14 protein-coding genes are annotated in these 15,546 nt (G+C 71.5%); 5 read left to right on the top strand and 9 right to left on the bottom strand.

What is annotated here, in order from left to right; genetic code table 11:
- On the bottom strand, positions 1 to 1,831 hold a 1,831-nt coding region (locus H0488_RS15245), incomplete at its 3' end, for a hypothetical protein (protein ID WP_183100119.1).
- A 274-nt stretch (positions 1,832 to 2,105) separates the two neighbouring features.
- On the opposite strand from H0488_RS15245, the gene H0488_RS15240 reads away from it, so the two are divergent.
- Positions 2,106 to 2,705 (top strand): YdeI/OmpD-associated family protein, encoded by a 600-nt coding sequence (locus H0488_RS15240; RefSeq protein WP_246372207.1) that lies wholly within the window; start codon positions 2,106 to 2,108, stop codon positions 2,703 to 2,705.
- 286 nt (positions 2,706 to 2,991) lie between these two features.
- Here the strand turns inward: H0488_RS15240 and H0488_RS15235 are convergent, their stop codons facing one another.
- The 4 genes from H0488_RS15235 to H0488_RS15220 all read right to left on the bottom strand — a co-directional run bounded on the left by H0488_RS15235 (position 2,992) and on the right by H0488_RS15220 (position 7,012).
- On the bottom strand, positions 2,992 to 3,786 hold the full coding sequence (locus tag H0488_RS15235; RefSeq protein WP_183100118.1) for a crotonase/enoyl-CoA hydratase family protein: 795 nt from the start codon (positions 3,784 to 3,786) through the stop codon (positions 2,992 to 2,994).
- A gap of 167 nt (positions 3,787 to 3,953) precedes the next feature.
- The gene (locus tag H0488_RS15230) at positions 3,954 to 4,583 is read right to left on the bottom strand and encodes a hypothetical protein (RefSeq protein WP_183100117.1); all 630 of its coding nucleotides are present in this window, start codon (positions 4,581 to 4,583) and stop codon (positions 3,954 to 3,956) included.
- Positions 4,584 to 4,654: 71 nt separating this feature from the next.
- Positions 4,655 to 5,893 carry a fatty acid desaturase family protein gene (locus H0488_RS15225; protein ID WP_183100116.1) on the bottom strand — a complete coding sequence of 413 codons (1,239 nt, stop codon included), beginning with the start codon at positions 5,891 to 5,893 and terminating at the stop codon, positions 4,655 to 4,657.
- A 72-nt stretch (positions 5,894 to 5,965) separates the two neighbouring features.
- Positions 5,966 to 7,012: a ferredoxin reductase gene (locus H0488_RS15220; protein ID WP_312856365.1), complete on the bottom strand. Its 1,047-nt coding sequence runs from the start codon at positions 7,010 to 7,012 to the stop codon at positions 5,966 to 5,968.
- 167 nt (positions 7,013 to 7,179) lie between these two features.
- Between H0488_RS15220 and H0488_RS15215 the strand changes: the two genes are divergently transcribed.
- Positions 7,180 to 8,355 carry a helix-turn-helix domain-containing protein gene (locus tag H0488_RS15215; RefSeq protein ID WP_183100114.1) on the top strand — a complete coding sequence of 392 codons (1,176 nt, stop codon included), beginning with the start codon at positions 7,180 to 7,182 and terminating at the stop codon, positions 8,353 to 8,355.
- On the opposite strand, the gene H0488_RS15210 is transcribed toward H0488_RS15215, so the two are convergent.
- The 3 genes from H0488_RS15210 to H0488_RS15200 all read right to left on the bottom strand — a co-directional run bounded on the left by H0488_RS15210 (position 8,352) and on the right by H0488_RS15200 (position 11,842).
- Entirely contained in the window at positions 8,352 to 9,755 is a 1,404-nt protein-coding gene (locus tag H0488_RS15210) for an amidohydrolase (RefSeq protein WP_446685623.1), read from the bottom strand. The genes H0488_RS15215 and H0488_RS15210 overlap by 4 nt on opposite strands.
- A gap of 123 nt (positions 9,756 to 9,878) precedes the next feature.
- A complete protein-coding gene (locus H0488_RS15205; RefSeq protein WP_183100112.1) occupies positions 9,879 to 10,757 on the bottom strand; it encodes an HpcH/HpaI aldolase/citrate lyase family protein in 879 nt (292 codons plus the stop codon).
- Positions 10,757 to 11,842 (bottom strand): HpcH/HpaI aldolase/citrate lyase family protein, encoded by a 1,086-nt coding sequence (locus H0488_RS15200; RefSeq protein WP_312856364.1) that lies wholly within the window; start codon positions 11,840 to 11,842, stop codon positions 10,757 to 10,759. Before H0488_RS15200 ends, H0488_RS15205 begins: the two co-directional genes overlap by 1 nt.
- Before the next feature lie 91 nt (positions 11,843 to 11,933).
- Here H0488_RS15200 and H0488_RS15195 point away from each other — a divergent pair, with 91 nt between their 5' ends.
- Positions 11,934 to 12,233 carry a hypothetical protein gene (locus H0488_RS15195; RefSeq protein ID WP_183100110.1) on the top strand — a complete coding sequence of 100 codons (300 nt, stop codon included), beginning with the start codon at positions 11,934 to 11,936 and terminating at the stop codon, positions 12,231 to 12,233.
- On the opposite strand, the gene H0488_RS15190 is transcribed toward H0488_RS15195, so the two are convergent.
- Complete coding sequence (locus H0488_RS15190) at positions 12,169 to 12,705, bottom strand: DnaJ family domain-containing protein (protein ID WP_312856363.1); 537 nt, start codon at positions 12,703 to 12,705, stop codon at positions 12,169 to 12,171. The two genes, H0488_RS15195 and H0488_RS15190, sit on opposite strands and share 65 nt — an antisense overlap.
- 102 nt (positions 12,706 to 12,807) lie before the next feature.
- On the opposite strand from H0488_RS15190, the gene H0488_RS15185 reads away from it, so the two are divergent.
- Both H0488_RS15185 and H0488_RS15180 read left to right on the top strand, forming a co-directional pair.
- Positions 12,808 to 14,067, top strand: coding sequence for a M64 family metallopeptidase (locus H0488_RS15185; protein ID WP_220794628.1), 1,260 nt, complete (start codon positions 12,808 to 12,810; stop codon positions 14,065 to 14,067).
- A 99-nt stretch (positions 14,068 to 14,166) separates the two neighbouring features.
- On the top strand, positions 14,167 to 15,546 hold a 1,380-nt coding region (locus H0488_RS15180), incomplete at its 3' end, for an AfsR/SARP family transcriptional regulator (protein ID WP_183100109.1).

Here is a 15,546-nt window from a genome sequence, read left to right as displayed (position 1 = left end):
CGGCCTCGGCGGCCTTGTCGTCGAGGCCGAGCACGAGGGCACCTAGGGCCGCCACCGGGTTGCGCGACTCGGCTGCGGCCGCGTCGGCCGCGCCCACGGCCTCGACCGCCGTCGCCGCCCTCGGCAGAGTGTCGGAGAGCTCGTCGTAGTCCGCCGCGCTCTCGGCGTCCTGGTAGAGCGCGACCACCGACTCCGGAACCTGCGTGTCATGGCGCTGGGCAGCCTCCTGGACCTCGATGACGGCTGGCCCGAGGTCGGCAACCTGTGTGAGGGCCTGCTGGGCCTGTTCAAACTCCCAGTCGGTCATCGCCGCGCGCACCCCGAGGGGCGGCGCCCACTGGCCGTCGGCGTCGTCGACGTCCTGGTAGTCCGCGAGGGCACGCCGGCGGTCCTGGAGGAGCTTGCGCTCCGCCGGCGTGAGCACCCATTTGCTGAAGGTCTGGGGCGCCCCGTCGTCGTGGCCCAGCACTTGCACCAGGTCGAGGAACCGCCGCCATCCGGTGCGGCTGGCAGTCAGGCGAGTCTCGCCGGAGACGGCGTAAGCGCTCTGCCCGGCGATGGCTGCGGCCAGCACCACGCTGCGGGTGTCGTCGTCCATGCCGTCGAGCAACGACTCCATCGCGCGGTACGACGCGGGGTAGCCGTAGCCGTCAGTCGGCTGGGCGCGTCCACCCGCGTCGCCCCACGTGTTGAGCGGCACGGCATGCTTGCTCGTGGCAGTGGCCGAGGCCGGCTTCCGCCGCACCGGCTCGTCGCCCTGCGTCGCGACAGCCTGAGCGGCGAGGTACTGGGCGATCCCTTCGTAGAGCCACCGCTCCTCGAACGAGGTCGACGAGGCCCAGGCGTGCAGAAGCTCGTGGTAGAGCAGCTCCTGGTCGAGCTCCTCACCGATCACGATGGAGTCCTCCGAGCTGTCGAACCAGCCGTCGTAGCCGCGGACGTTGACGGACCGGTCCTCGCGGACCGTCGTGAGCCCGCCCGGCCATGGGGTGCCGACCAGTTCCTCCAGCACCGGGACCCCCGACGTCATCCGCGAGGTCACGAAGCGCAACCAGCGCTTGTCGTCGCTGAAGGCCAGCACCTCCACGTCCTGGTCGCCGAGCTCCACCGTTCTGGAGCGCGCGATGTCGAGGTCGCGAGCCGAGACCACCGCCCAGAAGCCGAAGCCCTCGGTGTCGGCCGTCGCGGTGTAGGTGACGCTCTTGCTGCTCTTGCTGCTCTTACCGTCGTCGAAGGCGTCGGCGGTCGCGTCGAAGCTCATCGAAGCGGGCAGCACCACCTGGACGGTGTTCTGGCCGGCATCGCCGGGTCCGTAGACAGCGAACGACGCATAGCCGGGCCCGACCCGAGTCTGGTTCTTCGAGCGTGGCCTCTCGCCCTTGAGGACGAACGAGACAGTGACGGTGCGGCTCTGGCCGTAGAGCAGGTTGGAGGGGAAGTGGATGGTCGCGAGCGCCGTGCTCGGGTCCTTCGTGGGCTCCCGGGTCACCGAGAGCGGGGAGCCGTTGGAGACCGCCGCCAGCTGGGCCGCCTCCATGGGGACCGGGATGGTGATGGAGGGCAGGTAGAAGTACTGGATGTAGTTGCCGGTCCGGTAGCTCGGCCGTTCGTTGGTCACCGTCATCGTCATCGTGGCCCGGACGACCTCCTCCTCGGCCCGGAGGACGTAGCGGCTGGTGGAGTCGACATCAAAGCCGTCGTCGGCGTGGGCCGCGGGGGCGGTCAGCGCCGCAGTGGCGGCGGCGACCGCGAGGGCTCGACGTCCGCGAGCGGCGTACGCTGTCGATCGGTGCTGCGGGCAGGTAGACGCCGCCGAGCGGCTGACGCGCATGGGGTTCTCCCGTTTCTGTGCCCGGCCCCGGATGGCGACTGGCAGCGACTGGGTGACATTGTGCATGGTCGTCCTCCCGCGCGCCGCCCAACCTCCGGATCCGTGAGCGCCGACAGGCCTCGACCACTCCTGCACGGACCTCATTGACTGCGCGACACTTCTCGATGGCCTCGTAGGCGCACGTTCCTCGCGGCGGAATGCAGCACTCTGGCTCAGCGCGCCGCGCCCTCGGCAACCGTCCAGCTACTTCAGACCGTGCCTCTAGGCTGCTGCCATGTCGATGGTCCACACCGACGCGGTGTTCTTCGAGGACGACAAGGCGTTCGAGACCTGGCTCGTCGAAAACGCGTCGACCGCCACCCACGTCTGGATTCGGATGGCCAAGAAGGGCACCGGCGTCACGTCGATCAATTGGACGACGGCCGTGGACGTGGCGCTCTGCTTCGGCTGGATCGACGGCATCGCCCGGCGGCTCGACGACGAGTGGTACGTGCAGCGGTTCACCCCGCGGCGCGCGAAGAGCGTCTGGTCGAAGATCAACCGCGAGCGCATCGAGCGGCTCACCGCCGAGGAGCGGATGCGTCCCGCCGGCCTGGCCGAGGTGGAAAAGGCGAAGGCGGACGGCCGCTGGGACGCCGCCTACGACAGCCCGGCTACCGCAGTGGTGCCCGACGACCTTGCTGCCGCCCTGGCTGCGCGCGACCTCACCGACGTCTACGCCGCGTTGGACGGCCGCAACCGCTTCGCCTTCCTGAATCGCATCCAGACCGCGATGCGCCCGGAAACCCGCAGCCGTCGCATCGAGCAACTCACCGACGCCCTCGCCCAGGGCAAGACCCCGTTCCCGGCCCCGACGAAGAAGTCCGGTACCTAGGGCTCGGACACCAGAATGCCGGAACGCGGCGATGTGATGCCGTGAGTGGGCGGCGCCCTCCGCTATCGCGGTATTGCGCCCGCTCCCTCGGCGCCGTGACTGGTCATAGCACTGTGGGAGTGTGCGCAGTCCCGACGGAGCGCCACGAACACCGAGTTACCGCGGCCGCAGCACCGAGGTTGTCGACCCGCTTCTAAGTGGGCGCAATGAAGCGCCCACGGCGCGTCAGTCGGGCGATCAAGAAGAGCCGCGACGCAGGTTGGGCGAACTCCCGGCGACGCGTCGGTCAGCGGCCGCGGGGACCGTAGACGGGGTCGGCCTTCTTGAACGCGGCCTCGCGGGCGGTCTTGGTGTTGCGGGCGGCGAGGAGGAAGGCCTGCTCGAATCGCTCGCGGGCGAAGGTGCGGCGCGGGGACCCGCCGTAGCTGTCGTTGAAGAGTCGCTTGGCGGCCGCCAAGGCGTCGGGTGACTTCGCGGCGAGCTCGGAGGCCAACCGCTGGGCGCCGGCGAGGGGGTCGTTGTCGAGCTTGGTGACCAGGCCCAGCTCGGCCGCGCGGCTGCCATCGAACACCTCGGCGGTCATGGTGAGCAGCTTGGCCTGGTCGATCCCGATCAGCTCGGAGATGCTGCGGATGCCGGACATGTCGGGGATCAGGCCCCACTTGCCCTCGAGCACCGACCAGCGTGAGTCGGGGGTGGCGATCCGGAAGTCCGCGGCGAGAGCGATCTGCAGGCCGCCGCCGAGGCAGTGGCCGTGCACGGCGGCGATCACCGGAACCGGCACTCGTCGCCACGCCCAGCAGGCCTCCTGGAAGAGGTTGGTGCCGCGCCACGGCAGCGGGACGAAGGCCTTCGCGATGTTGGCCGGGTTCTTCATCACGCTCGCGAAGTCGAGGCCGGCGCAGAACGCGTCGCCCTCGCCCGCGATCACGACGGCGCGCAGGCTCTTGTCCTTGCGGAGGTCGTGGGCCGTGTCCGCCAGGTCCTGGAGGATCGGCAGCGTCAGCGCGTTGAGCTTGTCGGGTCGGTCCAGCCGCACGTGCGCGATGCCGCCCTCGGTCCTGCAGGTCACGTTGCTCATGGGGGCAATACTACCCGCTGGTAACTTCGTGGGGGGCCTTGGTTTCGAGGCTCGCTTCGCTCGCACCTCAACCAGCGGCGCGGGCGCTCGCACCTCAACCAGCGGCGGCGTGGGCCTTGGTTTCGAGGCTCGCTTCGCTCGCACCTCAACCAGCGGCGGCGGGTGAGCTAGCGGTAGAGGTGGAGGGTGTCGGTCTCGTCGATGAAGGTGAGGACGCCGCGGTCGACGCCCCAGATCTCCGACGGGGGCTCCTCGAGCTCGATCTCGTAGGAACCGTCGGGGGAGTCGACGGTCAGGACGGTGCCCGCGACGCGGTAGGCCTCGTCGTTGCGGGGCACCGGGATGCCGGCGTCGTCGTCGGCGACCGGGCAGCGGCTGTCGTCGGCGTCGCCCTCGTCGACGACGTCGCCGTCGTCGACCGAGACCGTCCACGACTCCTCGAAGTCGCAGATGAGGACCTGGTCGTCACCGACGGGGGCGAGCAGGGCACCGCCGTACCCGCTCTGCTGCCAGAGCACCGCGCCGTCGGCGTCGTACGCCGTGATCTCGGTGCCCTCGTCGATCTCCCAGCTCGAGGAGACGACGACCACGTCGCCGACGGCGACCGCGTGGGTGGGCGACCAGTCCTCGGCGAGCTGGGCGGACCAGGCGAGCGTCGCGTCCTCGGCCACCAGGGCCGGAGGACCGGCGACGTCCGGGGTGTCGTCCGCGCCGTCCGGCTCAGGGTCCTGGCAGGCGCTGAGGGCGAGTGCGAGAGCGGCGAGCGGCAGCAGTGCGGTGAGGGATCGGGAGCGCATGAGGACAGCGTTGCCCGGCCGGCCGCCGGACATGCCGGGACCGGCCGAGAATCGTCCCCAGGGATGAGGGCTCAGGCCGCGGCGACGTACTCCGGCTGCTTGGCCTTGCGCTCCAGCAGCTTCAGCATGACGCGACGCTTCCGCTTGTCGGCGGTCGAGATCTTGTAGAGCGCCACCAGCTGCTGCGGCAGGTTGCGCTTGTTGGTGGTGGCCAGCCAGCCGTTCGGGAACGACAGCCGGACCACCTTGTGCCAGGCCGAGTAGACCTGCGGCACGAGGGGGCGGCTGCAGTAGTTCAGGTCGTACTCGTCGAAGAGTGCGCGGACCTTCGGCGCCACCTCGGCGTACCGGTTGGACGGCAGGTCGGGGAACAGGTGGTGCTCGATCTGGTGGGAGAGGTTGCCGCTCATGATGTGCAGCGCCTTCGAGCCGGAGATGTTGGCCGAGCCGAGCATCTGGCGGACGTACCAATCGCCGCGGGACTCGCCCTCGATCGACTTCTTCTCGAAGGTCTCGACGCCCTCGGGGAAGTGGCCGCACATGATGATCGAGTGGCTCCACAGGTTGCGGACCACGTTGGCGGTGAAGTTCGCGACCAGCGTGGGCACGAAGGAGCCGGTGGGGATCGACAGGGCCGGGTGCACCAGGTAGTCCTTGGTGGCCTGCTTGCGGACCTTCTTCAGGACGTTCTTCGCAGCCGCCTTGAACTCCGGGCTGCGCTTCTCCTTCGGGATGGCCAGGTTGCGACCGAGCTCGAGGTCGTACGCCGCGATGCCGTACTCGAAGAAGCAGGCGTTGACGAAGTTCCAGGCCGGCTGCAGAAGGAAGAACGGGTGCCACCGCTGGTCCTCGTCGACCCGCATGATGCCGTAGCCGAGGTCGTTGTCCTTGCCGACCACGTTCGTGTAGGTGTGGTGCAGCTCGTTGTGGCTGTGCTTCCACTGCTCGGACGGGGAGGCCATGTCCCACTCCCACGTCGTGGAGTGGATCTTGGGGTCGCGCATCCAGTCCCACTGGCCGTGCAGGATGTTGTGGCCGATCTCCATGTTCTCGAGGATCTTGGCGACCGAGAGGCCGACGGTGCCGGCGACGAAGGCCGGCGGGAAGATGCTGCCGAGGAGTACGGCGCGGCTGCCGAGCTCGAGATAGCGCTGGGTCTTGATCATCTTGCGGATGTAGGCCGCGTCGGACTCGCCGCGGCTGTCGATGATCTCCTGGCGGATCTCGTCGAGCCGGGCGCCGATCGCCTCGATGTCCTCGGGGCTGAGGTGGGCGATCGGGTTGTCGGCCTTCTTGGTGATGGCAGTCATGGTTCCCTTTCGGTTGCCTTGGTCTCGTGACGGTCGCTGAGCGACGTCCTCGACCAGCGGGGTCGGGGTCGGCTAGTGGTCGAGGTGGCAGTCGCCGGCGGCGGCGTTGATGCAGGTCTGGATCTTCACGCCGCCCGGGTCGGTCTCGCCGGGCACGGCGATGGTGAGCTCGCCGTTGCGGAGGTCGCGGACGACGCCCTGCTTCATCGGCAGCACGCAACCCATGCAGATGCCCATCCGGCAGCCGCTCGGCATGAGGACGCCGGCAGCCTCGGCGGCGTCGAGGATCGGGGTCGCGCCGTTGGCCTCGACGACGGTGCCGCCGACGAACGTGACCGTGCCGCCCTCGCCCGCGTCGGTGAGCAGGGCGGGGCGGAACCGCTCGGTGTTGAGGGGCAGCCCACGGGCGTCGTACCACTCCTCGAGGGCGTCGAGCAGGCCGCTCGGGCCGCAGGCGTACGCCGCCCGCGCGTCGAGGTCGGGCACGAGCGACTCGAGGCGGGCCAGGTCGAGCAGCCCGTCGCGGTCGTCGAAGTGCTCGACCAGGGTGATCCGGCCGGCGGCAGCGTGCGCGCGCAGCTCGTCCTTGAAGATCGAGTGCGGCTCCGCCTGGTTGACGTGGACCAGGGTGATGTCGAGGTCGGGCAGCGCGGCCTTCGAGAACAGGTTGCGCAACATGCCGATCACCGGCGTGATGCCGGAGCCGGCGGTGACCATCAGCAGCTGCCGCGGGATCGGCTGCGGGAGCACGAAGTCGCCGGCCGCCTGCTGGAGGTGGACCATCTGGCCCGGCCGCACGCGGCGCACCAGGTGCTGGGAGACGATCCCGTCCGGGATCGCCTTCACGGTGATGCTGATGTTGCCGTCGGGGCGCGGGCCGTGGGTCAGCGAGTAGCAGCGCCACAGGCGTACGCCGTCGACGTCGACGCCGACCTGGACGTACTGGCCGGGTTCGTGGCCGAGCCAGTCGCGGCCCGGCTTGATGACGATCGTCGCGGCGTCGGCGGTCTCGGGCTGGACGGCCACGATCCGGCCGCGCAGGTCGGTGCCGGAGCGGAGCGGGTGGAAGGAGTCGAGGACGTCGTCGAGGGACAGCGGAGTCACCGCGGCTTCAGCCACAGCGCGGAGGCGGCGGCGAAGGCCGCTCGGGCCACTCCGGACCAGGAAGGGGGCGGAAAAGCTGGAGGAACTCACAACATCCAGACTTCCTGATCTGGCCGTTAGAGTCATGACTGTCTGCGGTGAATCTGAGGCCCCTTTTTATGCGGTACGAACAAAGGATCGTGATGGCACGTCGATCTGCGGCGACGTTGGTGCTCCCGCCCGAGGTGACGGTCGCGCTGCGCGCCGCGCTGCCCGCTGCCGCCGACGACGTGGTCGCCGCCGTGATCGAGGAGGTGCCGAGCTACACCGACGCGTTCAGCGGGCCGATGGGCGAGACGATCCGCTCGGCCGTGCGGCTGGCGCTGGGCGGGTTCCTGTCCCTGGTGTCCGAGCGCCACGGCACGGGCCGACGTACGCCGACCGCGCCCGCGATCGAGGGCGCCTACCAGCTCGGGCGGGGTGAGGCGCGCAGCGGCCGCAGCTCCGAGGCGCTGCTCTCGGCCTACCGGATCGGCGCCCAGGTGGCCTGGGAACGGCTCGCCGCGGTGGCGCTCGACAACGGGCTCGACGCCGCCACGATGGCCGCGTTCGCGCAGGCCGTGTGGGCCTACATCGACGAGCTCTCCGCCACCAGCGTCGCCGGCCACGGCGACGAGTCCGCGACCGCGGGGCGGGTGCGCGAGCGGCTCCTCGACCGGATCGCGCAGCACCTGCTGACCGGTGCCCCCGAGGCGACCGTCGTCGCCGCGGCCGAGCGGGCCGAGTGGTCGCCGCCGACCACGCTCACCGCGGTGATCGTGCCCGAGGCGCAGGTCGGGTCCGTCCTCCAGCTCGTGCACACCAGCACCCTGCAGGCGACCGACCTGCCCGAGCTCGAGGCGGCCGTGCTCCTGCTGGTGCCCGACATGGACGGGCGGCGCCGCACGGCGCTGCTCCGAGCGGTGGAGGGTCGCCGCTGCCTGGTGGGTCCCGCCCGTCCGTGGCTGGCCGTGCGGTCGTCGTACGACCGGGCGCTGCGCGCCCAGGAGCGCGGCCTCGGCGTCGACACCGAGGCACACCTGCCGGAGCTGGTGCTGACCGCCGACCTCGAGGCGCTGGCCGACCTGCGGGCCGCCGCGCTCGCGCCGCTGGCCGGGGTGCGCCCGGCGAGCGCGGCCAAGCTGGTCGAGACCCTGCGGGCGTGGCTGCTCCACCAGGGTCGCCGCGACGACATCGCGGCCGCGCTGTTCGTGCACCCGCAGACCGTGCGCTACCGGATGGCCCAGCTGCGCGAGCTCTTCGGCGACCGGCTCGAGGACCCCGAGACCGTGCTGGCGCTGACGATCGCGCTCGGGATCGAGCCGGGCACGAAGTCCTAGGACCGGTGCACCACGCGGCCGGCGGCGACGGTGAGCGCGACCTGAGGGCGGGTGGAGATCAGCGGGTCGTCGTCGAGGACGACCAGGTCGCCGGGGCCGCCGGCGCGGACCTCGAGGTGACCGGCGACCGACGCGGCCAGGGCCTCGCGCCGGGTCAGCGCGTGCTCGGCGTGCCAGGGGGGCCGGTCGTCGCCGGTGCGCCGCACGGCCGCGTCGATCGCGAGCCACGGATCCAGCGGGGCGACCGGGGCGTCCGAGCCCAGCGAGAGCGGAACGCCGGCGTCGAGGAGCCAGCGGAACGCGAAGCAGCGCTCCGCGCGGTCCGACCAGACCTGCTCGGTGAGGTCGCGGTCGTCGACGAGGTGGGCCGGCTGCACGCTCGCCCGAAGCCCGAGCCGCTTGATCCGCGCGACGTCCGCGCGCGCGACCAGCTGGACGTGCTCGAGGGAGCCGCGCGCCCCCGAGCGTTCGTACGCCGTCAGCGCGGCGTCGGCTGCCGCGTCGCCGATGGCGTGGGTCGCCGTCTCCAGGCCGGCCGCGTGCGCCCGGGTGAGGAGGTCGGTGAGCTCGGCGAGGTCGAGGTTGGGGGAGCCGGCGGGTCGGTCGGGGTCCGCCTCGGAGCCGTAGGGGTGGTGGCACCACGCCGTGCCGGTGTTGAGGGAGCCGTCGCTGATGATCTTCAGCGGGCCCATGGTGAGCCGGTCGTCGCCCGGCAGCAGCGGGTCGCCGGTCCGCAGCCCCTCCGCGAGCACCGGGTCGAGCTGGTCGGCGTAGACCGCGACGTTGACCCGCAGCCGGTCGCAGCCCTCCGGCCAGCGCTCCCGCCACGCGTCCACCCCGCCGGTGNGCTCCCGCCACGCGTCCACCCCGCCGGTGAACTCGAAGTCCACCAGGCCGACGATCCCCTTCGCGGCGGCGTCGTCGAGGGTCCTGCGGTAGGAGGCCGGGTCGTCGCCGGCGGCGGTGAGCGCGCTGAGCCGCTCGTAGGCCTCGAACCACTCCGTCTCCGCGACCATCCCCTCGCGCAGCGGCAGGCCGAGCGCTCCCTGGGCCGCGCTGTTGAGCCACGCGTGGTGGGCGTCGCCCGCGACCAGGATGACCGGGGTCACCCCGGCCGCGAGGTCGAGGTCCGCAGTGGTCGGCTCCCGGGCCCAGGTCCCCGGGCGGTGGCCCCACCCGATCAGGGGCGTGCCCGGCTGCTCGGAGACCTTCGCCGCCACCAGGTCGACCGCCTCCTCCGGCGACTGCACCTGGCTGGTGTCGAGCCGGCCGCGGGTCAGGGTCCACTGACCGAGGTGGACGTGGGTGTCCCACAGCCCGGGCATCAGCCAGCGACCGGCGGCGTCGTACCCCTCGACGCCCGGAGGGCGCGTGAGGCTCGGCCCGACCGCAGTGATCACGCCGTCCTCGACGAGCACGTCGACGGGGACGTCCGGGTCGGCGGCCGGTTCGGGGGCGATCGCGACCAGGCGCGCGTCACGGATCAGCAGGTCGGTCACCCGGCCACCGTAGTTCGCGACGGGTCAGCCCTGGAGCGCGGCGATGGCGTCGGCGATGGCGAGGGTGCGCTCGGCGGACTCGACGTGGAGGTTCTCGACCATCCGGCCGTTGTAGGTGACCACGCCGCTGCCCTTCCCGTCCTCCCAGGCCTGGATGAGCCCGCGGGCGTCGGCGATGGCTTGCTCGGACGGGGCGAAGCCCTCGTTGGCGCCCTCGACCTGGCCGGGGTGGATCAGGGTCTTGCCGTCGAAGCCCATCTGGCGGCCCTGCTCGACCTCGGCGAGGAAGCCGTCGAGGTTCTTCACGTCGTTGTAGACGCCGTCGATGATCACGATGCCGGCGGCGCGGGCGGCCAGCAGGGCGAGCCCGAGACCGGTGATGACGGGCTGCCGACCGGGCACGTGCTCGGCGTACAGCTCCTTGACCAGGTCGTTGGTGCCCATCACGAAGCCGGTGAGCCGCGGCGACGCCTGCGCGATCGACAGCGCGTTGAGCATCGCGATCGGGGTCTCGACCATCGCCCACAGCGTGGTCCGCTCCGGTGCGCCGGCGGCCTCCAGCGCGGCGACCAGCTGGTGCACCTCCTCCGCGGAGTTCACCTTCGGCACGAGTACGACGTCCGGGCCGGCCGCCGCGGCAGCCTTGATGTCGTCGTCGTGCCACTCGGTGCCGATGCCGTTGACCCGGATGATCAGCTCGCGCCGGCCGTACTCACCGGACCGGACCGCGGCGGCCGCGGCGTCCCGGGCGGCCGGCTTGGCGTCGGGGGCGACGGCGTCCTCGAGGTCGAAGATGATCGCGTCGGCAGCGATGGTCTTCGCCTTCTCGAGCGCCCGCTCGTTGGAGCTGGGCATGTAGAGGACCGACCGCAGGGGCTTGATGCTGGATTCCTGGCTCGTCATCAGGCATCCACCTCGATGGCGTCGTACTGCGCCTTCAGCTCGGGGTCGATCGCGGCCAGCTTCTCCGCCAGCTCGACGAGCACGAGGCACTGCTTGAGCGAGGCGTCGTCCTCCATCTTGCCGTCGATCATCACGGCGCCGGTGCCGTCGCCCATCGCGGCGACGACGCGGCGGGCGTGGGCGATGTCCTCGACGCTGGGGGAGAAGACCTTGTTGGCGATGGCGATCTGCTTGGGGTGCAGCGACCAGGTGCCGACGCAGCCGAGCAGGAACGCGTTGCGGAACTGGTCCTCGCACGCCACCACGTCGGCGATGTCGCCGAACGGGCCGTAGTAGGGGTAGATGCCGTGCATCGCGCACGCGTCGACCATCTTGGCGATCGTGTAGTGCCACAGGTCCTGCTGGAAGATCGCGCGCGGTGCCTCGATCCGCGAGACGCCCAGCTCGTCCTTCGGCGGGTCCTGCCGCACCAGGTAGCCGGGGTGGCCGCCGCCGACCCGGGTGGTCTTCATCTTGCGGTCCGCGGCCAGGTCGGCCGGGCCCAGCGAGAGGCCCTGCATCCGCGGGCTCGCGCCGCAGATCTCCTCGACGTTGGCCACGCCGCGGGCCGTCTCGAGGATCGCGTGGATCAGGATCGGCCGGCTGATCCCCGCCTTCGCCTCGAGCTGGGCGAGCAGCCGGTCGACGTAGTGGATGTCCTCGGCACCCTGGACCTTCGGGACCATGATCACGTCGAGCTTCTCGCCGATCGCCGGCACCAGCGTGGTCAGGTCGTCGAGCACCCAGGGGCTGTCGAGCGAGTTGATCCGCGTCCACAGCTGGGTCGGCCCGAAGTCGGTCGACTGCGCGATCTTCACCAGCCCCTCGCGGGCGGCGACCTTGTTGTCGGCCTTGACCGCGTCCTCGAGGTTGCCGAGGAGCACGTCGACGGTGCCGATCATCCCCGGGATCTTGGCCGCCATCTTCTCGTTCGACGGGTCGAAGAAGTGGATGGCCCGGCTCGGGCGGGCGGGGATCTCGCGCAGCGGTGCCGGGGCACCGACGGCGAGCGGGCGGAAGAAGTCCTTGGCGCTCTTGTGACTCACGTTCCGACAACTTACCGGCGGGTCACCGGGGAGCGGTATGACGGATGTCTCCCCGAGACGCGCTGTCCGCGCTGCGTCGTACCGTCGGTGCATGAGCCCCGACCAGGTCGACGCCTTCGCCCGGTCGCTCCCGGGCGTCAAGCGCAAGGGCACCGAGGCGCGTCCGGCGTGGTACGTCGACGACCGGCTGGTCGCGCGCCTGGTCGATGAGGGCGAGCTCGTGGTCCGCTCGTCCTTCGAGCGCCGGGAGCGACTCGTCGCCGACCACCCCGAGACCTTCGGCATTCCGCCGCGCTACGAGAAGCACCTGAAGGTGCAGGCTCTTCTCAACGGCGACGCCACCGCCATCTGCGACGCGATCCGGTCGGCGTGGGAGCTGCAGCGGCGTTAGCCCGCCGTCGCGCTGCGCGACGGTCCTGCCACGCAGCCACCGTCTCGTCGACGTCGCGCGGCATCGTGATCAGCGGCGGCCCGTCGGTCGGCGTGTAGCGCGCGTGGATGACCCGGGCGTTGAAGTCCTCGACGGCGCTGCGCACCTCCGCCCCGGAGGCGAGCCCGTCGAGCAAGGCGTCGAGCGCGGCGTCGTCCTTGCGCAGCTGCAGCGACGGCGGGAGTACGGCGATCCGCTCGCGCTCCACCAGCTGCTTGACCCACCACTCCGGGTCGTGCTGCTCGCCGAGGCCGGTGATCGGCTTGCCGGCACCGGGGAGGTCGTCGAAGTCACCGCGCTCGATCGCCCGCTTGATCTGGAGGTCCACCCAGGTGTGCTGCTGCTCCATCCGGGCGCGCGCGGCCTTCCGCTCCGCGTCACGCCGGTCGCGCTCGCGGGCCGGGTCGTCCTGCGCCTCGGGCTCGTCGCTCACCGATTCCGAGGATACGAGGTGGCGATCGGAGGTCGGTCAGCCGGGAGATTTCGCGGTCGACAGCCTGTTGATTCACCGAGCCGAGAGGCGGACACTGGGTCGGTGGTCACGCGACGCGGGAGTCGCACTCTCGGTCTGGCCGTCCTGCTCGGATGCGTCGCGGTCACCGCGATCCCGTCCGCCGGCGGCGCACCGACGGACCGAGGCGATGCCAGCGACGCCCGGCGCGTCTCGGTCGAGGTCCCCTCTCTGGACGGAACGATCCGGCGGGTCTGGATCAAGGAGTCGGACCAGGGCGGCACCGAGGGCGTGGCGCATGCCGGTGTCACGCCGATCCAGGTCTCCGGTCCGGTCAGCAACCGGATCGATCTGGTGTTCGTGGGCGACGGCTACACCCGGGCCGACCTCGACACCTTCCACCAGCACGTCGAGAGCAAGTGGGAAGAGCTGGCCGCGGTGGAGCCGTTCCTCACCTACCGGGACCTCTTCAACGTGTGGGCCGTCGACGTGGTCTCTCGAGAATCGGGCGTCGACAACGACCCCACCCAGGGCGTCGTCCGTGACACTGCGCTGGACTCGTACTTCTTCTGCTTCGCCATCGAGCGTCTGCTCTGCGGCAACCGCGGGCGGGCCTACAGCTACGCGAGCCAGGCCCCGGCCGTCGACCACGTGGTGCTGCTGGCGAACTCGACGAAGTACGGCGGCGCCGGCTACACCAACGGGGCCATGGCGACGGCGTCCGGCGGGCACCCGCTCTCGGGACAGATCGTGGTCCACGAGCTCGGTCACTCGATCGGCCAGCTCGCCGACGAGTACCAGTACGGCGGCCCGGAGGTCTACACCGGCCCGGAGCCGCGCGAGGTCAACGTATCGACCTACACCGCTGACCTGATGGCGGCCGGGCGGCTCAAGTGGTGGAGGTGGCTCGGCGAGGAGTCGCCGGACGGCGGCGCGGTCGGCACCTACGAGAGCGCGTACTACTCGCTGTTCGGCATCTACCGGCCGACCGAGAACTCGCTGATGCGAGTGCTGAACAGCGAGTTCAACCTGCCCGGCCGGGAGGCGATGATCCAGCAGTTCTACCTGCTGGCCCCACCCCTCGGCAGCGTCGGTGGTGCGCGGATCCACGGCGACGCGACCGTGGACCTCGGCCTGCCCGATCTCGTCGGCGCCGGCTACGACATCACCTGGTACGTCGACGGGAGCGAGGTCGCCGCGTGGGCCGATCAGGAAACCGTCCAGCTGGACCTCGCCGGCCGTCACCGGCTCGATGCCCGGATCGTCGACCCCACGCCGTACGTGCGCGACGAGCAGTTCCGTGACGGTCACATGACGTTCCACCGTTCCTGGAACGTGTCCTGACCCGGTGTGCGCCGAGTCGGCGACTCGCGCCTGACCGCGCGTGACCGCGCCTGATCGCGATTGTCGGACAGCGGCGCCGTTCGCACCTACGGTGGCCTCGTGGACGTTCGGTTTCTCGGACCGCTGGAGGTCGTGGCCGACGACCGCACGGTCGCGCTCGGGGGACCGCGGCAGCGCGCCGTGGTCGCCGTCCTCGCGCTCGCGGTCCCGGAGGTGGTCTCGACCGACCGCCTCGTCGACGCGATCTGGGGGGAGGAGCCACCCGCGAGCCCGCTCCCCACGCTGCAGGTGTTCGTCTCGAAGCTGCGCAAGTCGCTCGCCGCCGCGGGAGTGGACGGGGTCCTCGAGTCGCGGCCGCCGGGCTACCGGCTCCGGATCGACCCGCTCGACACCGACGTCCACCGCTTCGAGGCCGGGATCGCCGACGCGCGCCGGCTCCGCGACGCCGAGCCCGAGGCCGCGCTCGCGACGTACGACGCGGCGCTGGCGATGTGGCGCGGACCGTTCCTCGGTGACCTCGTCGACCTGCCCTTCGTCGCCGCCGAGGCCGCCCGGCTCGAGGAGCTGCGCTTCCTCGCCGTCGAGCAGCGGCTCGACCTGGTCCTCGCGCTCGGTCGCCACACCGAGGTGGTCGGCGAGCTGGAGGAGCTGGTGCGGCTGCACCCGACGCGGGAGGTGCTCTGGGGCCACCTGATGACCGCGCTCTACCGCAGCGACCGCCAGGCCGACGCGCTCCTCGCCTACGGACGTGCCCGGGAACAGCTCGCCGAGGAGCTCGGGATCGACCCCAGCCAGGCGCTGCGCCAGCTCGAGCTGGCGATCCTGCAGCAGGACCCGGCGCTGGCCGCGCCGGGCCGACCGGCGCAGCAGGTGTCGCTGTCGGACGGGACCGGTGCCGAGGCGGCGCCCGTCGGGGAGCTCGCTCCTCGGCTGGCGGCCCGGGTGCCGAGGCTGTCGACGCCGACTTTCGGGCGGGACGCGCTCGTCGCCGAGGTCGGTCAGCAGCTGGCCGAGGCTCGCCTGGTGAGCCTGACCGGGATGGGCGGCAGCGGGAAGTCGCGGGTGGCGACCGTCGTCGCCCAGGAGCTGAGCGACCAGGGTCGGCCGGTCGCGTTCCTCACCATCACCGAGGCCACCTCGGCCGACCGGCTCCACGTCGACATCGCCGAGGCGCTCGAGGCGGCGACCGGCCGGGACCCCCTGGAGGCGTTGGCGGACCGCGACGAGCTGGTCGTCCTCGACAACCTGGAGTCGATGGCGGTCGGGGACGAGGCGGTCGCCGCGCTGCTCGAGCGCACCGGGCTGACGCTGCTCGTCACGACCCGCGTGCCGCTCGGCCTGCTGGCCGAGCGCGAGCTGCCGGTCGAGCCGCTGGGGCTGCCGCCGGTCGACGCGGGCCCGGTCGCGATCGCAGCGTCCCCGGCGGTCGCGATGTTCGTCGACCGCGCGAGCGCCGCGGCCCGGGCCGCGGGGCGCTCC

The sequence above is a fragment of the Nocardioides pelophilus genome, assembly GCF_014180685.1.
Classification (GTDB): domain Bacteria; phylum Actinomycetota; class Actinomycetes; order Propionibacteriales; family Nocardioidaceae; genus Nocardioides; species Nocardioides pelophilus.
The sequence above is the reverse complement of the archived record's forward strand: the minus strand, read 5'-3'. Positions and strand labels throughout refer to the sequence as shown.